This is a genomic window from Mesorhizobium sanjuanii, from assembly GCF_002529485.1.
Taxonomy (GTDB): domain Bacteria; phylum Pseudomonadota; class Alphaproteobacteria; order Rhizobiales; family Rhizobiaceae; genus Mesorhizobium; species Mesorhizobium sanjuanii.
On the sequence record NZ_NWQG01000104.1, the window covers coordinates 27500 to 47046 of the forward strand.

Genomic DNA, 19547 nt, shown 5'->3' on the forward strand with positions numbered 1-19547 from the left:
TCGTCTAGATCATGCAGCCGTCACGGCTTTGGCGGCTCTCAGCGTTTCAAGGACGTTCTGCGGCGACGATACGCCATAGGGGTCGGCCTCGCAGTTGTCGCAGAAACCGTCCTCCTCGAACCACTGCTCCACCACGCCATTGTTGATCACGGCAGCGTAGCGCCAGGAGCGCATGCCGAAGCCGAGATTGTCCTTGGCAACCAGCATGCCCATCTTGCGGGTGAACTCGCCCGAGCCGTCTGGGATGAGCTGGACTTTCTTCAGCCCCAGGGCCTTGCCCCACGCATTCATGACGAACGCATCGTTGACGGAAACGCAGTAGATTGCGTCAATTCCCTCCTTCTCGAACTCGTCGTAGAGCATTTCGAAATCGGGCAACTGGAAGGTCGAGCAGGTCGGGGTGAAGGCACCGGGCAGCGAGAACAGGATGATGCGCTTGCCGCGGAAATAGTCGTCGGATGTCTTGTCTTCCCAGCGGTACGGGTTTGGCCCCTCGATGGAGTCATCGCGAACACGCGTGCGAAAGGTGACGAAAGGAACCTCTTTTTTGACGGTCATCAATGTGCTCCTGGAGGAAAACTGGTGCGCTGCTTTTTCGGTTGAAACTGACACGGCATCGACCGCGGCCGGCAATTCGGTCGAGCGCCGCGCGTTTTGCGTCGACCTTGGATCAGCCATGGCAAAACCGCTCGCGAGTACGGGCGTTCTCGATTTGTGGCGGCACGAGAACGGTTTCACTAGGCGCTTGTACGGGGCGTCGCGATGTCAGCAATGGTCTTACTCCTGGCCACCTTGTGATGGGTTCTGCCGAGTACGACGCAAGCGCCGTGCCATTTGATTTTCAGGCTGGGGGTCACACTGTTTTTTGCAGCGACACTCTTTGCCTTGAGCGGCCAAGACCGTGCCTTCGCCGACAGCGAGCGCGCCCATAATCATCTGATCGTGAGCTCTGGGCAGAGGGGATCCCGTTTATGCGTATCAAGCCGCGCCCCTCTTTGTCCGAAGCTGGACAAAAATGTCGGAAGTCGGACCGGAGGGTCGCCGGGTCGCCGGCGCTGCGAACACGTGGCTCGTATTCGAAGCGAAAATCTGGGCTCAAACTCGGAACGAGGGACAGGAGTCGATCGGGGTTAACCTGACGATCAGGATTGAGACGGCTGACAGGCCCACGCGCTTCGCCCTATCGACGCTCGCGAGACCGCTTCGAAATCGACAACCGGTACAAAAAAGCCAGCACGTCCATTAGCAAGCTGGCCATGTGATCTTTCTGAACCGCGCTTGCGTGAGGCGGGCACGGTCCCAAGGTGACGGAAAAAGCCGCCTTGTGCTCTCGTAGCATTTTGAAGCTGCCGCGACTTTGCTGTCGGGTTTGTCATGTCCGGGACACGGGCTCTGCTCCGCCAGGCTTGCGGCTGCGCATTCGTTCAAGCTGTTGAATGATATGTAGAAAATCTCCTGCAGGGCTCTTTTCGCGCCGTTGGCACGACTTTTGAAGCTCTCATGTGAGACGGCAGGAGATACCGACTGGCGTCCATTCGTGAGTGATATCGCGCTCAATGCAATGAAGGAAGACGACATGTCAGGTCAGCGTCAGTTCAGATTCTATCCGAAACGGGCATTGCCCGCGGAATGCAATATCGACCGGCGTGACTGGCGTCACCGTCACAACCGCCCGGCACCGGCCAATGGCCACCGATCGACCTGCAGATACGGTTCGACCAGAATGTGCTTGCTCCTGTCCTCTCGCCGGCGCTTGAGGAGACCGGCGAGCACTTCGGCGGCCAACCGGTCTTTCGCGTGCCGCGCTGCGGATATCCTCGAAGAGATGATCGACCCCGAACCGCTGTGGAGCAAGAGCTTCATTCCGGTTCGCCGTTCGAAGCTGGAAAACGCCGCGTCTCCGACGATTTCGCTCGTCGGCTCTTTGGCGGGCAGGCAGCGGTCTGGCCAAGAGGGCAACAAGCTTGCTGGATGGCCAAGATGCCATGGTGCGCGGCCTGGTTAGTGGTTAGACGGCAGGAGAAATGCAATGGCGATCAACCCGGTTCCAGATCATGTCCCGCCCGAAATGGTGAGAGACTTCAGCCTGTTCACATCGCCAGGCATGCCACCAACGCCCAACGGGGATCCACACGCAGCCGTCGCTTGCGCCCATGACGGGCCTCCGATCTTCTATTCCCCCTACAACACGCAAGATGGCCGGGGCACCTGGGTCATCACCCGCGCCGCAGACCAGCGTAAGGTGCTGCAGGACGCTGAAACTTTTTCCAGCCATCGCAGCATCTTCTCCTCCATACTGGGCGAAACCTGGCCGACGATCCCGCTTGAGCTCGATCCACCGGCCCATGGCGCATTTCGCTCACTGCTCAGTCCGCTGCTTTCGCCCAAGCGGGTGACGGCACTGGAACCGGCTGTCCGTGAGCGAGCGATAGCCCTGATCGACCGGATCACCGCATCGGCCACGAGCTGCGACGTCATGAAGGATTTTGCCTTTCCGTTCACTGTCAGCATCTTCCTTCGCTTTCTGGGGTTGCCGGATCAGGGACTCGATACATTTGTCGGCTGGGCGAAAGATCTGCTCCACGGCGACGATGTGGAACGACCTGTGGCTGCCCGCAAGATTGTGGCTTTCATCGATGAACTTGCAACCAATCGCCGCAAGGATCCGGTCGACGATCTCATGACCTTCATCGTGCAGGCACAGATCGAAGGCCGCCGGCTAACCGACGGGGAGATCCGTGGCATCGGCGTGCTCGTGTTCGTCGCGGGACTTGACACTGTCGCAGCAGCTATTGGCTTTGACCTGGCTTATCTAGCGCGCAACCTCAAGGATCAGGAACTGCTGCGCAGCGAACCGGACCGCATCCTGCTCGCAACCGAAGAGTTGCTGCGGGCCTATCCGCCCATTCAGTTGATCCGCGTGGCTACGAAAGATATCGACTTCGAAGGCGCGCCGATCCGAAAGGGGGACTATGTTTCGTGCGCCACGATGATTGCAAATCGCGACCCGGAGGAATTCGAATCCCCCAACACGTTCGATCTGGCGCGAGAGCACAACCGCCACGCCGCCTTTGGCTATGGTCCCCACCGTTGCCTTGGCTCACACCTTGCCCGGCGCGAGATTGTCATTGGCCTGGAGGAGTGGCTGGCGCGCATACCGACCTTCCGGATCAAGGAGGGTACAGCGCCCATCACCTGTGGCGGCCATGTGTTCGGGATCGAAAATCTGATCCTGGACTGGTCATGACCATCGCCGAGCCATGCCAAGACAATGGAGGCAGCGCTATGCGCATTATCGTCCACAATGCCAAATGCCAGGGTCACGCGCGATGCTGGGCGCAAGCGCCGGACATCTTCAAGCTTGATGACGATGGCTACATCCTGCCCGGTGACATTCAGGTTGCGGAGGGGGAGCAACTGCTTGCGTCACAAGGCGCGCGATCCTGCCCCGAACGTGCGCTGGAAGTCGATCGCACATCGGCAGCGCGGTTCGAACCAGCCGCCATGCAACCAAGAACTGGGGAAGCTTAGGTGGAATCGACGAGACGTGGCCCCACACCGCAAAGCAAGATGTCCGGCCGCTTCCCTGCCTACCTCCTCTCCGGCATCGAGACCTCAATGACACGCACGCGACACGTGAAGTTCGTCTCCGTTCTGGCTTCTTCAGTTGCCGATCGGTTCGACCTTGCACGCACCTAGAGGCACGAAACGCCTCTTCCAATCTCAAATTTGCGACAGAGCGATGGGCCAGGCAAAAATCACCGAACTGCGCGACCGCGAGGCGATCCGCGACTGCCTTTATCGGTACTGCCGCGGCATAGATCGCGCGGATGAGGCTGCGCTGCGCAGTGCATATTGGCCCGATGCGCATGACAATCACGGTGCCTATCGCGGCTCAGCCGAGGGCTTCTTTGAGTTTGCGCTTGGTCTCTTCAAAACCGGACCGCGCTTAATCCACCAGATCACGAACGTCTTGATCGAATTCATCGACCCGTCGGAGGCCGTGGTCGAAAGCTATTTCACCGCGCTGCAACGCGGACCAGACAATGACGGAGAAGCACGCCAGGTGCTTCTCTGCGGCCGTTACTGCGATCTTTTTCAGAAGAGGGAAGGGGCGTGGCGCATTGCCGAACGGACCGTCGTTTACGATTGGATCGAAGAGCAGACCCCACCAGCGGTCCCCGAGGCAGAACGGTTCGGCTTGCGGCAACCGATCGGAGCAGCGCATCCCAATGACCCGGTTTACGCGCTCAGGAAGCGCCGCAGCTCGTCATCAAAATGAAAATGCCATGCATGTCACCACAATGCTTTCCAAGGCTCCCAATTGCGGAGCCGCGTCGCGGGAGCGGTCGCGGAACGCAACGCGTCTACCCGGTATGGAAACTCGCCGTCACCAGGACGTCCGCGACCGGTCTTGCTGCTGACTCGCGTCGATATCTCTGACGCTGGCTGCGGAGAGGTTCATATGAAGCAGGCAGGACGGGTCGTCATCATAACGGGAGCGGCAGGCGGAATCGGCCGTGCGCTGGTCGAGATCGTTGCCGCCGACGGAGACATCGTCGTTGCGGTGGACCTTCCTGGCAGCGGCGTTCTTGAACTGGCCGGCGGTCTCGGCCATCCGCATCTGGGCCTCGAATGCGATGTCTCACGAGAAGAGGACATTGTCGCCCTATACGGCCGCATCGAAGCGCAGTTCGCGAAAATCGATGTTCTCGTCAACAACGCGGCGATAGGACCCGCCATGGCTGCGACTATCGACACCGGTTTCGAGGCCTTCCGACGCGTGCTGGCAACAAATCTGATCGGGCCTTTCATCATGGCCGGCGAAGCGGCGAGGCGCATGCAGCCCGGCGCTGCCATTGTCAACGTCGCTTCGCTGGCGGGCGTGCTCGGCAATCCCAAGCGCAACGCCTATGCCAGCTCGAAGGCAGGCTTGATCGCTCTCACGAGATCGCTTGCATGCGAGTGGGCCTCGCGCGGCATCCGCGTAACGGCGGTAGCGCCAGGATACGTGCGCACGCCGATGGTGGCGGAACTGGAACGTGCGGGCAAGATGGACCTCGCGGCCGTGCGCCGCCGCGTGCCCATGGGGCGAATGGCGCGCCCCGACGAGATCGCTCGGGCCGTGCGTTTTTTGGCCAGCGCACAGACGGGCTACATCACAGGATCGGTGCTGACGGTCGACGGCGGTTGGATGTCGTTCAACCAGCCGGGCGACGCGCACCCGCCGGTCGACGAGACGCCTCGAGCCGAACTCTTCCGGCCGGCCGAACGAACTAGCGCGCGCACAGTGGTCGTGACGGGCGGCGCGAACGGTATAGGCGCCGCCGTCGTTCGCCGCTTTGCCGCGAACTCCGACACAGTCGTGATTGCTGATAAAGATGGTGCTGGGGCGGCAGAACTCGCTGGTTTGCTGGGCGGCAGGCACGTGGCGAAATCCGTCGACTTGGCGGTCGAGAGCGAGGTGGTGGCCCTGTTCGAGGAAATACGGGGGCGCTTCGGTCGCATCGAGATCCTCGTCAACTGTGCTGCTATTGCCGATACGTTTGTGCGAGGGATCGAAATCCCGCGACAGATCGAGCGGGTACTGGACGTCAATCTCACCGGCACCTTCACCTGCGCGCGCGAGGCGATCAAGTCGATGGACGCCGGCGGCGTAATCCTCAATCTTGGATCGATCAATAGTTTCCTGCCCTTCGTGCCGCGCCATGCCTATGGGGCGTCCAGGGCGGGTATGAACATTCTGACCCGGTGCATGGCGGCCGAACTCGGGTCGGTCGGCATCCGAACGGCCACCGTCGCTCTTGGCTATATCCGTACGCCTGACATTGCTCAGCTGGTCGAGTCCGGCTGCATCAATTCCGTAGCGATCAAACGGCGCATCCCGATGGGGCGGATGGGAGAGCCCGAAGACGTCGCCGAGGCAGTGTTCTTTCTGGCCTCGCCTGATGCCTCATACGTAAACGGCTCGACCCTCTACGTGGACGGCGGCTTGACCTCGTTGGCTGACGCGCGAAACGCCTAGCCAACCGATCAAGAAAATCCAACGGAATGTTCGCCGGCGACGGGTTGCGGTTCGTCGAAGCCGACGAGGTTCGAGGATTGAGACTGCGGCTGCATGGCACGTGCTAAGCGCGGCTTGCCAAGTGATCGTCTTCATCGGTGACGGAAAACTCGTCATCAGGGTCGAATCACCAGCCAGGTTTTGGCGCTTGCCTGCGGCCGCCGAACGATAAGCGGCTTTGCGCAAGATCGTCGACTACGTCGCCGCCAGGCCGGATCGATACCGCGGCCCACCCGCAATCGGCACAAGTCGAAGGCTTGATTGGCCACTTTGTGTAAACGAGGGACAGGCCATGGAATTCGCGACGTTCATCTTGGCGGCCCAGCGAGGCTATCATCAATCGTGCGACAGCGTCATCGGTAACTCCATAGAACAGACAATCGCTTCGGAGCAGGCCGGCTTCAACACCGCTTGGTTCGCCGAGCACCACTTCAACAATTACAGCCTGGTTCCCTCGCCCTTGATGATGGTGGCGCACTGTGCTGGCCTTACGAGCACCATTCGCCTTGGCACCGGTGTGTGTGTGCTGCCGCTATATCAACCGCAGCGCCTGCTCTCCGAGATCGGCTTTGCCGATATCGTTTCGAATGGCCGCCTCGAACTCGGCGTCGGCTCGGGATACCAGCAGTTCGAGTTCGAGCGCTTCGGCGTCGATGTCGATCAGGCGCCGGCCGTGTTTGCGGAATACCTGGATATCCTTCTCAAGGGCCTTAACCAGAAGGTCTTCGAGCACAATGGCCAGTATGAGAAGATACCTTTAACGGCGATTTCGCTGCGCACCATCCAAAGGCCAGCCCCACCGATCTGGATCGCCTGCGGGTCCGCGCGAAGCATGTGCCGGGCCTATCGTGAGGGCCACAATCTTTTCGTCACGGCGTTCCACAACGGCTTGGAAAACTTGAGAACGCTGCGTGAGACCATCGAGGAAGCAGCGGCCTCGCGGGGTAAGGATGTCACCGCCGCCAAGATAGGGCTTCTGCGCTGCTGCTATGCCAGCGACGATCAGGCGGAGATCGACAGCTATCTCGACAACGCCCGCTTCCAGCGCCGGCTATCTGAAGCACTTCATCAGCGCCGCCAGCAGAGCCGGGACGGCTATCTGCTGCAGGAAACACCGACGCAGCAGGATCTATCGTTCGAGACCATGCGCCAGAACCTGCCGATCGGCAGCGTAAGTCGCGTCATCGATCGCCTGCTGGAAGAGATAAGTATCCTGAAGCCGGACCAGATCGCAATTCAGACCCAATTGGGAGATTTCGACCAAAAGACGATGCTACGCCAGATTGAGCTCTGGGGAGACAAGATCATTCCAGCGATCAACAAGTCGCTTGGTCAGGTCAAGGCTTGAAGTTCGGAACGGCCACTGGGGGAGCTGAAATCTCGCATGCCGATGCTCGACAATTCGTCCATGAGGCATGGATAAATAATCAAGCCGCCTGGCGATTGCCGGGATCGAAGACCAACGCCGTCCGTCACCTTGCCTGCACGGATCGCCGGTCTTCCGCTCTCTGGGCCATCTCGCTTGCGATCGTTGATCGGCAGCCTGACGGGACGGCCGCCACTGCGCAGACGAATAGCCACTCCCACGGCCCCTCTTGTGTCCGAAGTTGGACGAGGATGTCGGAAGCCCGACCAAGGGTCGAGAGGGGACCTGGCCCGCCGGTATGGAGAACTGGTGCGGCGCAGGTGGTTCGCCAATTCGGCACGCGCCTTGCTTCATTGATTCTGTATGGGTGCACGACAGTGGCAGATCGCCGATCGGTGGGCAGAGCGGTTCGCCTCTGAAAGTACTTCGTGCGGCAGCGATGACAGGCTTGTCGGCTGGACAGCGTCGGTGGAGGTGAGACCGCATGGTGGAGAGGCAGTCTGGTGCGCAGACGCGAGAGAGCTTGCGCCGAATGATCGCGTCCAGTGAACTCGCCTTCGCAATGGAGGCTCATGACGGCCTTTCGGCGGCGATTGCCGAGCGCGCTGGCTTCAAGGCGCTCTGGGCGTCCGGCCTCTCGATTTCATCCAGCCTCGGATATCGAGATGCTAACGAAGCTTCCTGGTCCCAAGTCGTCGATGTCGTTGAGCGAATCACCGACACGGTGGACATTCCCGTCCTCGTCGACGGGGACAGCGGGTTCGGGAACTTCAACAATGCCCGTATGGTCGCCCGCAAGCTGCGCCAACATGGTGCGAGCGGCATATGTCTTGAGGACACGGCGTTCCCGAAAATGAACTCGTTCGTCGGTGATCGGCACCCGTTGGCCGATATTCCCGAGTTCTGCGGCCGGCTTAAGGCAGTGAAGGACCAAGTGCCGGATGCGGAGTTCGTTCTGGTCGCGCGGATCGAGGCGCTCATCGCCGGCCACGGAGAGGATGAGGCGCTGGCGCGGGCGCAAGCATACGCTGAGGCGGGCGCCGATGCCATTCTAATTCATTCCCGCAAGTCCAACGCTGAGCAGATTTTCGCCTTCACGCGCGCTTGGCAGAACCGCCTTCCGGTCGTGATCGTGCCTACGAAATATTATCGCACGCCGGTCTCCGCGTATCGGGCGGCCGGAATCTCCACAGTCATCTGGGCGAACCATAACATGCGCGCGGCGATCTCGGCCATGCGCCAGGTCTGCGACCGCATCCTCCGCGAAGAAAGTATCGCCGGTATCGAGGACGAGGTGGCGACGCTCGACGAACTCTTCGATCTGCTCAATTACCAGGAACTCTCAGCGGCGGAAGAGAAATATCTGCCGCAGACGGCGACCGGCGTGCGGTAGCAGGCCCAGCCCGTCTCTTGAAAGCAAACGAAAACGGGAGCGCACATGCTTGCGCATCGGACAAACCTGTTCGGTACATCGGGTACCGCCGCGGCGCGCGCTGCCGCAAAAGCGGCGGCCGATGCCGGCAAGGAGATCATCGATCTGACCGCCGGCGAGATCTGGAGCGAGCTTGCTCCCACGATTCGCAACGGCGCGATCGACGCCATCAATAAGGGCGTCAATCGCTATACCGATACCGTTGGCATGGTGGAGCTGCGCGAGGCACTGGCGCGGAAGATCTCCCTCGATACCGGACAGATATGGAAGGCCGAGGAAGTTGCCGTGACGTCCGGAGCGAAGCAGGCCTTGTTCAATGCCGCAATGGTGCTGCTGAACCCGGGCGACGAGGTCATCATCCCGGCGCCTTACTGGACAACGTTTCCGGCCCAAGTGCTAATCGCCGGCGGCTCACCGATCTTCGTCGACACCAGATCCAACGGTTACGTCCCGCGCCCCGAGCACATCAAGGAGGCGGTCACCGAGCGCACGCGGGCCATCGTCATCAACACGCCCAGCAATCCGGCCGGTGCGGTCTACGATGTTGAGACACTGATGGCCATCGCTCAATTGGCGGTCAGCCGTAACCTGTGGATCATTTTCGACGAGTGCTATGGCGACTTCGTGCATGGGGATCATACCCACCATCCGATCGTCTCGGTCGCTCCCGAAATTCGAGCACGCGCGCTGATCGTCAACTCCTTCAGCAAATCGCTGGCATTGACCGGCTGGCGCATCGGTTATCTGGCGGGTCCAAAAGAGGTGATCAATGCCGTCAAGGCCCTGCAATCGCACACCACTTCGAATCCAAACGTAATTGCCCAGCACGCGGTGCTCGCCCATTTGCAAAGGGATGGATCGGACTATGAAGGCAAGCTGCGTTCACGCCTGACAAGCGCCAGACGGGTGGGTCTTGACGTGCTTGCTTCGTTGACGCGTGTCCCGGTCGCCAGGGCGCAAGGCGGCTTCTATTTCTATCTCGACCTTTCCCGTCTGCTGCGACCGGGATCGGAAGACGGCGCCTCAACGACAGCCGACGATATCGTGACGGCTCTGCTTGCCGAAGCTGGCGTCGCAGCTGTGTCGGGCATCGCGTTCGGCGACCCCGCCGGCCTGCGCCTGTCCTATGGAATTCCACCTGAAAAACTCGCGACCGGCCTGGCCCGGCTCGTCGAATTCCTCAACGCCTGGAAATGACACCGCAACACAACGAAAGAGGTGAATGAGATGCCTCCCGCTGCTCCCAGGAAAGCCGTCATTCTCGCTGCTGGCTTCGGCTCCCGCCTGCGTCCGCTGACCGATCTGTGTCCCAAGCCCCTCGTCGAAGTCAACGGCACACCGATACTTCACAATGCACTGTGGAACCTTCAGGCGGTGGGAGTCGAAGAGGTGACGATTGTTGTCGGCTATCGCAAGGATGCCATTCGCCATGCCTGTGGCAAACGCTTCGGCAGACTTGAAATCAACTATGTCGAGTCCTCGGTCTTCGACAAGACAGGGAGCGCCTACTCGCTCTGGCTAGCACGCGACACGCTTCTTTCCGGCGACTGTTATCTCCTCGAAGGTGACGTCTTCTTCGAAGAAGATGCGCTGCGCCACCTGATCAGGGTGGAGGCGGCCAATGCCGCCGCGGTCGCGCCGTTCGATCCATCCATGGAAGGGTCCGCGGCCGTCCTTTCCAGCAACGGCTTCATATCCGAAGTCCGGTTGAAGCAGACGGCAGCAAATCTGATATCAGGCACCCCGGTGCTCTTCAAGATGATGAACCTCATCCGGTTCTCTGGCGCCGAACTCCAAACGGCGATCGTCCCGGTCCTCCACGACCTGATCGGCTCGGGCGCAATCAAGGCCTATACGGAGGAGTTGCTCGCGCATCTCATCGAGCAGCGCGGGCTGCAACTCGCCGCGGCGCGATGTGACGATTTGCGATGGTACGAGATCGACAGTGAACAGGACCTGCGGGTGGCGGAAAGGATTTTCGCCCTCGAGCGACCTCACAGACACAGTGCCGGCGCGCCGGCCGCCGTTGCGGGGGTAGGAGGATGATCCGCTATCTGTTCGATGCTGCAAATGCCATTACGGCCCTTGGGCTGATCTTGGCCACCACGGCGATCTACTTTGCTTTGATCGGGCGCTTCGAGATTGGCATCTGTTTCGGCTTGTGGGCTCTTTTGGCGGATGATGCCGACGGCATGATCGCGAAGAGTTCCCCGAACCGGTCCGCTTTGATGGCACAGCTGGGTGGCACATTGGACGGGCTGCTTGATTTGGTCTACGCAGCCGTCTTTCCAGCGGTTCTCATTTTGTCCTTCAACGCGTTCTCCGTTCCCGCATTGTTGGCTGCCAATTGCCTCATCCTATCAGGGGCTCTGCGCCTCAGTTATTTTTCGACGTTCGGACTGGACGCTGACGGATTCGGCACAGGATTGCCGTTGAACAATAACCTCTTCGTGTTGGCATTGCTGTTCGTCGCCGACCGTCACTTGCCGGTGAAGGGCCTGGGCAACCTATTGATCGGTGCAGGGTTTGTGCTGTCGGTCCTGCATCTTTCAAACTTCAAATTTCCGGGTACCGGCAGTGCGTTGCGCTTGGGCAACCTTATACTTGCCGCAGCCGGATCTGTCGCCTTGCTCACAAAGCTATAGGGAAGAGAATACATGGAAAACTCTTTCGAGATCGAAACTCGCACCGTCTTTGATCGCTACCAGCGCCAGCAGGAGAATGACGACCACATATTCGACAGGTTGGTCTCTCTAATCGAGGAGGAATATTTCGGCCTGCCAACCGGTAGCTTCCGCGGCCTTGATGTCCTGGACGCGGGCTGCGGCTCCAACGCGAATGCGTCCTATGCGTTTCTCGACAAGGGGGCACGAAACGTTGTTTCGCTTGAATTGAGCAATGATTGGATGGATTGCGCGCGCAAACGGCTCAGCAGATTTGGGCCGCGCTCGGAACTGGTCGCTGGCAGTGTGCTCGATCTGCCGTTTGATGACTTCAGTTTTGATTTTGTCCATTGCGCAGGGGTTTTGCCGCACACCAGCAATCCGAAAAAAGGCTTTGAAGAGCTTGCCCGTGTAACCCGCCCCGGCGGCAGCTTCTTTTTGACGATTATGGGTACTGCCAACGGCGTCATTTACCGATGCATCAATCACTTGCGAGAACTCTACCAAAGCGACGAGCAATTCCGCAGTTCCATTGACAATCTGGATGCATCCACCGCACGCGAAGCCATCAACTGGCTGTTGAGAATAAAGGACGACGAAGAAAAGGAATATATCCCTGGCGAAAACGAATTCTTTCGGAGTCTTTTTGATGATGATTTGTTCGTGACGATCCGGGATCGTTTCCAGGCGCCGACCTATCACGAGTTCGCCTTCACCGAGGTGCAAATCCGAGGCTGGTATGGCGAGTGCGGCTTCGACAAGATCCGCAGGATCTCAAGATATACAAAAAATTTCCATAACCTTCGGCGCTTTCTCGCTCCGATGTACCGTCATTATGACCACCCGCTGGCCCGCTTCTGGTTCGGCGATGGCTGCATCCAGATGATCGGCGAAAAGCCGAGCGCGTAGTCGGCGTTATTCGTGCCAAGAGAGCGACCCCAATGTGCGGAATCTTTGGGATAGTCCTCAAAAACGAGGGAACACCCGTTTGTGCTGAGGCCGTTGAGCGTTGCGCTGACGCTCTCGCTCATCGCGGGCCTGATGCCAGCGGCCTATACATTGATCAATCGGTCGCATTCGCACATCGACGGCTATCGATTGTCGACGCTCATTCTCGAGCCAATCAGCCCTATCGCGATGACAATACCGGAGTGGTGGTAACGTACAATGGCGAGATATTCAACTATCGGGAAATTAAAGCTGAATTGAGGGACATGGGCTTTTCCTTTTCGACGGTGTCCGACACCGAGGTTCTAATTCTTAGCTATATTGCTTGGGGAAAGTCATTCCTAAATCGCCTTGACGGGATATTTGCCTTCGCGATTTTCGATCCCCGGAACTCGCTTGTTCTCATCGCCCGAGATCGTTTGGGGGTAAAACCCCTCTACTACACGATCTGCGATGTTGGGCTTCTGTTTGCGTCACAGCCGAACGCTCTCATTCGCTGGCCGGGCGTAATGCGCGGACCCGACATGATCGGCGCGCTCAGTTTTCTATCCTATCGCGCGGTTGTCGGCGCCAGGACGCTGTTTGCCGGGATTTCCAAGTTAGAGCCCGGACATCTCCTCGAAATAAGAAATGGGCGACACACATCCGAACGTTGGTGGAATCTGTCCGAGCGCATTTCGCGATGTAAGCCGGACTACTCCGACATACGCAGACTACTCGGAAGTGCCGTTCAGCGTCAGCTGGTGGCTGATGTACCTGTCGCCGCATTGTTGTCCGGTGGACTTGACTCGAGCATCCTGGCCTATGAGGCATCCGCTCGCTCACAAATTCGTCCGGTCTGCTATACCGGCAAGGTCGAGACCCCCGATTATGACGAAACGGCCTATGCGATGGAGGTCGCCGCTGAATTCGGGCTCACTCACCGGGTCGTCCCAATTGGAGAACCTTCCGATATCAACGCTGTAGCAGAGCTGGTGCGCTTGCGTGGACATCCGCTTGGAATGCACAACGAAACCGCCATGTTCACGCTCGCAAAGGCGATTTCGAAGGAGCACAAAGTCGTACTCACGGGCGAGGGTGCCGATGAGATTTTTGCTGGTTACAGCCAATTGTTCCGTACACCGTATGATTACAATCGAAGCAAAATCATCACCGCATTGCCACCTGCTCTTGCTCAGATCGCACGTCGACGCCTTGGACTCGGCGTCCATTGCAGTCAGCTGCAGTTCTTCCTGAAGCGCTATAGCTACTTCCCGGCTGACGAGATCCGTTCACTTGCTATCGATGGCCAGATGCGAACCGAGCACGAGATGGAGCTCTTCGATCATTTCTCGACTCAATTTGCGGAGGCGGGCGGAGATTTCTTTAGCAAGATCTCATATCTTCTCGTCTCTACACATTTGCCCGCGTTGCTGGAAATGGTTGACAACACCACAATGGCAGCCGGGCTTGAAGCTCGCGTCCCTTATGCCGATCATCAGCTCGTCACCGCCGCAATGGCAATGCCCGGCTCCCAGCGGTTGAGGTGGAGGTCTCCAATCGCCTCGGCCCAGGCTCTTTGGCATCCGGTTGCTTCTTTCAGCGAACGTCTCGACGTCTCAAAATACCCCTTGCGAAGGGAATACCGGAGCGTCTTGCCCAACTCTGTTCTATCTCGCAAAAAGATGGGGTTTCCGCTTCCACTGGGTCAGTGGGTCGTGGGCGAGGGAGCAACGGAATATCGAAGGCTGTTGTTTCACAAGGACTCTCCGCTGGGAGATCTGTTCGACCCTGCTGCTTTGCGGCGTTGGTTCGAGGCCGGACGACGAAATCCTTCAGATTCGTTTGGCCGGAAGTTCTGGCTGCTGGCCAACCTTGGGATATTCTTCAAAGAGGTATTCTCATGACGAATATCCGAGCTCCCTATAAGCTCCGGATGACGCCGATATGAACGCATACGGACATTTCGATCGCCTGTTCGTCGTTTTCATTTGGGGATGGAGAGGCTTCCATTCGTGTGAGAAAGGAGCCCCGAAATGGTAGGTACAACTCGTGCCGTTTTTATCCTCGATTTCAGGACGCCAAAAATACATCTGTGGAGCGGCAGTTACGATGCACCATTGGTACCGATCAGCGGTCAGCCGCTCTTGGACCGTCTCGTCAACGCCTGTTCCGAAAACGGCATTGAAGATGTCGCTCTCGTTGAAAATTTAAGCAGCGGCATATCCGAGAGGTTTTGCCTACAGGACAGCACAAATACCCTTTCGTGGCGCGATGCGCATCACAGCGACCTCATTGAGAGGCTACGGGATCATGAGGGTGACACTCTCCTAATATGGGGAACGCCGCTTTTCGACAGCGAGGTTCTTGACGGAATCGATACCGACAGCGGATTGCGCGCCTCTGCCTGGCGGCCCGACGCACCGACCGGGATTTATCGATTGAGTGCGGATGTTCTACGCAATTTTTTACCTGAAAGCCACGGCGCGGCATCTGACGTTCGAAGTCAGACCTTGAGCACGTTAGCCGTGGGTCTGTCCGGGCTGGAGATGGCGCTCCCTGCAGATGAGTTGAATGCTGGCTCCGAACTGCTCGATATTCGCGACGGTGTCGACGCATCCATAGCGGAATTTCGATGTGACAAGGAGAACTTGCTGCGGCGTCTGGAAACGAGCGTCGGAGGTTATTGGCGTAAGCCAATCGCCGAGCACATGCTTCTTTGCAATACCCGTTTCCCTCCGACGGCTTTTTACGACCGGCTGGCGACGAGGCTTGAAGGCGTGTTAACATGTTATCCTTCTCAGCAGATCGATATCGTTTCAGTTGTTGGCGCGATGACGTCGCAGCAGCCGGACTTTATTGCAGTCGGAAACGGGGTGACCGATCTCATCCAGGCGCTCTATTCAGTGCTGAACCCCACAATCGCGATTCCCACGCCCACGTTCGCCGGCTTTCAAACGCCACTCGATGAGGAACGAAAGAACAACTTCGTCCTCGCTCCGCCCTATTTCGATCTCGACGTTCGAGCTTTCTTGGAATTCGCAACGGCGACAGGCGCAGATACGGCAATCGTTGTAAATCCAAACAATCCGACCGGTCGACTTGTTGATTACGCTGACGTGGCATGGCTGGCCGAGGCTCTAGGGTCGCGTGGGCGGCGGCTGATCGTGGATGAATCGTTTATTGATTTTCCCGCCGACGGCCGATCAAACAGCGTTGAGAATCTGGTGCAGTCCTGTGGCAATCTGATCGTGGTGAAGAGCCTTGGAAAGGTCTTCGGACTCGGCGGAATCCGGCTCGCCTACCTCTTGGCCGGCGATCCCGCCCTGGTTGCGGCCGTGCGCCGGAAACTGCCTTTGTGGAACATCAACGGCATTGCGGAATACACACTGTTCCTGCTGCCCGAATTCGCAGAGGAACTGGAAGACAGTCTGAGACTGTTAAGAAAGGATAGAGAGCTGTTCATCCAGGAGCTGCAGACGGTACCGGGCCTCGACGTCGTTCCTTCGCAAACGAATTTCATCCTATGCCGGCTGCCTGAAAATTCGGTATCCGCCGCTGAGCTCAAGCGCCGCCTCGTTCTCTTTGAATCCGTCCTTGTAAGAGAATGCGGCTACCAAGCGATGGACGACGCAGATCGATATCTTCGCCTGACGGTTCGAAGTCGGGCGGAGAACGAAAGGCTGGCAAAAACCCTGCGTCGCACTTTAAGCCACTCATCTACCGTCTCTGAGACCAATGTCTGACGTGACATGTACGCTTCGAACTGACTGGTCCTTTTCAAATTCCGCGAGAGGAAAGCACGTTGTCTTATTTATAACCGTCATAAAAGGCTCGTCGAAATCATCAGGCCAATGGCGAAGTGTGCATCCGAGATTTGACGGCGCGATTCAATATTTCCGAAGGTAGGTCGTCCGCAACATTGGATACTTAGTAGACTACGTGCCCCATTAGTGGCAAAGCGTGCAGATGGAGGCCGCACAAGTAGGGTCGACGCTAGGCAAAAAGCATCTGCAAAAGTGGCAGATACGTGGTCGCGGTTAGCGCCGAACGCATGCTCGATGTGCGAACCTCTCGGATCAATCGCCGGCTGGAGCGATACGCAAGTTTGCGTAAACCGCCTTCCCTGCCGCGGTCTTCCGATCAAAATCGCCTCGTCTCGCCACCGAGGTCCCCTGACTTCCTTCCGGCCTCCGATGCCGTCGTCTACGCCATCCGACATAGCTTGTCGCCTTTTGTCGGATTCGCAACACAGCCTTAGCCGATCTCCTGTTTTGCTCAGGCTAAATCGATGAAAAGCAGCCACAAAGTTTCATTCGGCTCGATCGGCCAGAGTTGGCACGAGTTTTGAATTGCTGCGGTACAGGCAGCGAGAGCTGTCGACTAGCGTTCATGTCGCGGTCAGTCGTGATGGATGGAACGGAGGAAGTGAAGCAACATGTTAGGTCTGCGTCAGATCGCATTCTACGGCAGGGGGCATCGGCAGTTCACCGCCTCCCAAAAAAGCTCGCGGCCCTTGTCGACCTCGGGCAGAAGATCCGCATCGTCGGCTGTGACCCCGAAGCCGACAGCCGTCTGATAATGAACTCGAAAGCACGAAGGATACGGCCCTGCATCTCGCGGCAAAGTCATGCTCAAGCTCGGCTGTCCTCTCGCTGCCGAGCTTACCCTCTTCGAGTCAAGCTGTTGCTGACAAGAGCTTTCGAAATGACATGCATCAAAATTGTCCGCCGAAACGCCAAGCGAAATTCTACAAAACGGACTTTCCGCGGCACTTTATCATTGTTCGAGCTGAAGCCAGATTTTTGGATGAGGAATAGCTCACGAAAGCACCCATGGCCGGCAAAGATAACGCCCGTACTCGCGAGCCCGAGGCAGTGTGACCTGTGGCGACACGAAACCAGTACGCGCAACTCTGGCGGGCGATTACCGAAGGGCCTGTATCAACATACTGGCTGGACAGGTAATTGAGGAAGACGTCATGAAAGATCATGCGCAAGTGAAGGACGCTTACACCGCCTATGGTGAAATATGGGGCGATGTCTACGATGAATATGTGGAAGCGCTCAATGAGTCCGTCGAGAACGCGCGGGCAGTCAATTTTCTCACGCCCTTCGCAAGGAACGGAACCACGCTCGAACTGGGCGTAGGAAACGGCCACATCGCCTTGCCCCTTTCGGCGACGGGAGCTTCGGTTCACGGTCTCGACAACTCGCAAAGGATGCTTGCATCGCTTCGTGCCAAAGCCGGTGGCGATTTGGTCACAACGCACCTTGGCGACATGGCAGAGTTTGACCTGGGCACTCAATATGATCTCGTCTACTGCGTTAATAGCACTTTTTCACTTATGGTGACCGTCGGTCAACAAATTGGCTGCTTTGAATCGGTCGCGAAGTCGTTAAAGCCTGACGGTCGCTTTGTGGTGCACTTGTACTATCCAGATACTGAGAATTTTTCAGGCGCAGGCTTCTATGGTGACCAGCGAACGACCGTTATTCATATCGATGAACGGCGCGCGATGGTGCGATTTACCAGGCATGACCGACCTAGACAACTTTTTGTTTCTCAAGACCTTTGGATCACACCGGCCGGAAGCCGGACGATGCCGATTAAAATGCGATATGTTTATCCAACGGAACTCGACTTGCTCGCAAGGATCAGCGGACTTGAGCTTCTCGAGCGTTACGGAGACTGGCATAGGCGCCCGTTTGACAACGCATCTTGGCAGTACATGTCGGTATTTCGCAAAACACCATGAGAATTGTGTGTCGCCATCGAAAACGCCGTGGGCTCGCCGCGCAGCTTCGGTCGCGGCTGATGTTGGGCTGAACCCGATCGACGGGTTGCTTGCCGCTGGCGTCGCCCCGGTCGGTTATTATTCCATCGACCATATGGTTGCTTGCGATGTCTGGCGAGATGGTGCCCCAAAACAAAATCATCACGACGAAATCCGCCGAGCGCATGACGACACATGTGCCTAACGCAAGTCGGAAAGGAAGTCGTGAGGTATGAAGCGCTGGGAAGTGGTTCGATCTGCTATCCTCAGTGACATCGATGCTGGTGCGTTCGAGGATGGGCGCTTGCCTGGCGACTTCGTCTTGGCAGAACGATTTGGTGTAAATCGCCACACGGTGCGCAATGCGATCAAGGCCCTGGAATCTGAAGGCGCTTTGCGGGTTCAGCACGGTGTCGGGACTTTTGTTGCGGATGATTTCGTTTCACCTAGGCTGAACAGCGATCGCAGGTTCACTTACAAAGTCCTCGGTCAGAACAAATCGGTGAAGCGAGAGATACTGTCGGTCTACGAGACTTCCGTTGAACCCGATATCGCAAAGCGTCTGAGGATCGTTCCGTTAGCGTTGGTTACTGAGGTCAGGTGGGTTTCGTTCCTCAATGACTGGCCCTTGGCCACCGGATCGATGCACGTTCCAATCAGCCGAGCTCCGGGTCTTGCAGTTGCGTTCGAAGGAGTAAGCTCCTTCACTGTCGCCTTGAGGCGCTGCGGTATTCTGGAATACAAGCGGAAATGGACACGGATAACGGCACGAAGACCCACCCAGCAGGAGGCACAACACTTACGGATATCGTCGTCCAGCCCGGTACTGTTTGAGACCAATGTCGATGTAACCCCCGATGGGTTGCCGATCAAATATGAATTCAGCGTCATACGAAGCGACAGATATGAATATCTTATCGAAATCAATGATTAGCACGGAGAATTCGGCGCGAAACCGTGGCTAATTCGCTGATGCCCCCGCGGATTAGCCGGCCCGCTTTACAGGGGATGGTGTCACGATGAAGTTAGCGCCCGTGGGGAATTACGACAGAGCCAAAGGCGATCGGCGCGCGGCTTTATGGCCGCATACAAGAAGAAGCTCAAAGGGGACTCGCCAGGTTTGGTCGTGACGAGCGGTGCTCCATCGATCCGATGTGCTCCATGCGGCCCGGGCTCGCGCCGCTCCCGCCACGCGCTGCCAAGTGAAAGCTGGCTCGAATGCCACCGGTAGCGTCGTGCCATCGCGCTCACCCGTTGCCCGCCTCCACTCACACCGAGCTGCCGGACTTTCATTAAGGTGCGCGAATTCGAAGACGCGG

15 protein-coding genes and 1 pseudogene are annotated in these 19547 nt (G+C 57.9%); 15 read left to right on the forward strand and 1 reads right to left on the reverse strand.

Annotated elements, in window-relative coordinates; translation table 11 throughout:
• Nucleotides 1–9: 9 nt before the first annotated feature.
• Nucleotides 10–558: a peroxiredoxin gene (locus tag CN311_RS16885; protein WP_097574921.1), complete on the reverse strand. Its 549-nt coding sequence runs from the start codon at nt 556–558 to the stop codon at nt 10–12.
• Nucleotides 559–2029: 1471 nt separating this feature from the next.
• Between CN311_RS16885 and CN311_RS16895 the strand changes: the two genes are divergently transcribed.
• From CN311_RS16895 to phnF, 15 genes and pseudogenes are all read left to right on the forward strand, one after another.
• Complete coding sequence (locus CN311_RS16895) at nt 2030–3247, forward strand: cytochrome P450 (RefSeq protein WP_097574893.1); 1218 nt, start codon at nt 2030–2032, stop codon at nt 3245–3247.
• Between the two features lie 38 nt (nt 3248–3285).
• Entirely contained in the window at nt 3286–3531 is a 246-nt protein-coding gene (locus tag CN311_RS16900; protein WP_027056547.1) for a ferredoxin, read from the forward strand.
• 211 nt (nt 3532–3742) lie between these two features.
• Nucleotides 3743–4282, forward strand: a complete 540-nt coding sequence (locus CN311_RS16905; protein WP_006333835.1) for a nuclear transport factor 2 family protein — start codon at nt 3743–3745, stop codon at nt 4280–4282.
• 183 nt (nt 4283–4465) lie between these two features.
• On the forward strand, nt 4466–6025 hold the full coding sequence (locus tag CN311_RS16910; protein WP_097574894.1) for an SDR family oxidoreductase: 1560 nt from the start codon (nt 4466–4468) through the stop codon (nt 6023–6025).
• 331 nt (nt 6026–6356) lie between these two features.
• Entirely contained in the window at nt 6357–7412 is a 1056-nt protein-coding gene (locus tag CN311_RS16915; protein WP_097574895.1) for an LLM class flavin-dependent oxidoreductase, read from the forward strand.
• Nucleotides 7413–7914: 502 nt separating this feature from the next.
• Nucleotides 7915–8823 (forward strand): phosphoenolpyruvate mutase, encoded by a 909-nt coding sequence (aepX, locus tag CN311_RS16920; protein WP_027056544.1) that lies wholly within the window; start codon nt 7915–7917, stop codon nt 8821–8823.
• Nucleotides 8824–8868: 45 nt separating this feature from the next.
• Entirely contained in the window at nt 8869–10059 is a 1191-nt protein-coding gene (locus CN311_RS16925; protein WP_097574896.1) for an aminotransferase class I/II-fold pyridoxal phosphate-dependent enzyme, read from the forward strand.
• 30 nt (nt 10060–10089) lie between these two features.
• Nucleotides 10090–10908, forward strand: coding sequence for a phosphocholine cytidylyltransferase family protein (locus tag CN311_RS16930; protein ID WP_097574897.1), 819 nt, complete (start codon nt 10090–10092; stop codon nt 10906–10908).
• Nucleotides 10905–11507: a CDP-alcohol phosphatidyltransferase family protein gene (locus CN311_RS16935; protein WP_097574898.1), complete on the forward strand. Its 603-nt coding sequence runs from the start codon at nt 10905–10907 to the stop codon at nt 11505–11507. The genes CN311_RS16930 and CN311_RS16935 overlap by 4 nt, the downstream gene beginning before the upstream one ends.
• A 12-nt stretch (nt 11508–11519) precedes the next feature.
• Nucleotides 11520–12434: a class I SAM-dependent methyltransferase gene (locus tag CN311_RS16940; RefSeq protein WP_097574899.1), complete on the forward strand. Its 915-nt coding sequence runs from the start codon at nt 11520–11522 to the stop codon at nt 12432–12434.
• A gap of 32 nt (nt 12435–12466) precedes the next feature.
• On the forward strand, nt 12467–14359 hold the full coding sequence (gene asnB / locus CN311_RS16945) for an asparagine synthase (glutamine-hydrolyzing) (protein WP_097574900.1): 1893 nt from the start codon (nt 12467–12469) through the stop codon (nt 14357–14359).
• Nucleotides 14360–14488: 129 nt separating this feature from the next.
• Nucleotides 14489–16198, forward strand: a complete 1710-nt coding sequence (locus CN311_RS16950; RefSeq protein ID WP_097574901.1) for a pyridoxal phosphate-dependent aminotransferase — start codon at nt 14489–14491, stop codon at nt 16196–16198.
• Nucleotides 16199–16890: 692 nt separating this feature from the next.
• Nucleotides 16891–17089: pseudogene (gene nifH, locus CN311_RS16955) on the forward strand (nitrogenase reductase); the annotation flags it as partial.
• A gap of 344 nt (nt 17090–17433) precedes the next feature.
• Nucleotides 17434–18210 carry a class I SAM-dependent methyltransferase gene (locus CN311_RS16960; protein WP_097574902.1) on the forward strand — a complete coding sequence of 259 codons (777 nt, stop codon included), beginning with the start codon at nt 17434–17436 and terminating at the stop codon, nt 18208–18210.
• 250 nt (nt 18211–18460) lie between these two features.
• Nucleotides 18461–19162: a phosphonate metabolism transcriptional regulator PhnF gene (gene phnF / locus CN311_RS16965; RefSeq protein WP_097574903.1), complete on the forward strand. Its 702-nt coding sequence runs from the start codon at nt 18461–18463 to the stop codon at nt 19160–19162.
• Nucleotides 19163–19547: the final 385 nt, after the last annotated feature.

Excerpts from the sequence above, each read along its gene's own strand:
- CN311_RS16885 (WP_097574921.1), bottom strand. The coding sequence starts at position 558 with ATGACCGTCAAAAAAGAGGTTCCTTTCGTCACCTTTCGCACGCGTGTT.
- CN311_RS16895 (WP_097574893.1), top strand. The coding sequence starts at position 2,030 with ATGGCGATCAACCCGGTTCCAGATCATGTCCCGCCCGAAATGGTGAGA.
- CN311_RS16900 (WP_027056547.1), top strand. The coding sequence starts at position 3,286 with ATGCGCATTATCGTCCACAATGCCAAATGCCAGGGTCACGCGCGATGC.
- CN311_RS16905 (WP_006333835.1), top strand. The coding sequence starts at position 3,743 with ATGGGCCAGGCAAAAATCACCGAACTGCGCGACCGCGAGGCGATCCGC.
- CN311_RS16910 (WP_097574894.1), top strand. The coding sequence starts at position 4,466 with ATGAAGCAGGCAGGACGGGTCGTCATCATAACGGGAGCGGCAGGCGGA.
- CN311_RS16915 (WP_097574895.1), top strand. The coding sequence starts at position 6,357 with ATGGAATTCGCGACGTTCATCTTGGCGGCCCAGCGAGGCTATCATCAA.
- aepX (WP_027056544.1), top strand. The coding sequence starts at position 7,915 with ATGGTGGAGAGGCAGTCTGGTGCGCAGACGCGAGAGAGCTTGCGCCGA.
- CN311_RS16925 (WP_097574896.1), top strand. The coding sequence starts at position 8,869 with ATGCTTGCGCATCGGACAAACCTGTTCGGTACATCGGGTACCGCCGCG.
- CN311_RS16930 (WP_097574897.1), top strand. The coding sequence starts at position 10,090 with ATGCCTCCCGCTGCTCCCAGGAAAGCCGTCATTCTCGCTGCTGGCTTC.
- CN311_RS16935 (WP_097574898.1), top strand. The coding sequence starts at position 10,905 with ATGATCCGCTATCTGTTCGATGCTGCAAATGCCATTACGGCCCTTGGG.
- CN311_RS16940 (WP_097574899.1), top strand. The coding sequence starts at position 11,520 with ATGGAAAACTCTTTCGAGATCGAAACTCGCACCGTCTTTGATCGCTAC.
- asnB (WP_097574900.1), top strand. The coding sequence starts at position 12,467 with ATGTGCGGAATCTTTGGGATAGTCCTCAAAAACGAGGGAACACCCGTT.
- CN311_RS16950 (WP_097574901.1), top strand. The coding sequence starts at position 14,489 with ATGGTAGGTACAACTCGTGCCGTTTTTATCCTCGATTTCAGGACGCCA.
- CN311_RS16960 (WP_097574902.1), top strand. The coding sequence starts at position 17,434 with ATGAAAGATCATGCGCAAGTGAAGGACGCTTACACCGCCTATGGTGAA.
- phnF (WP_097574903.1), top strand. The coding sequence starts at position 18,461 with ATGAAGCGCTGGGAAGTGGTTCGATCTGCTATCCTCAGTGACATCGAT.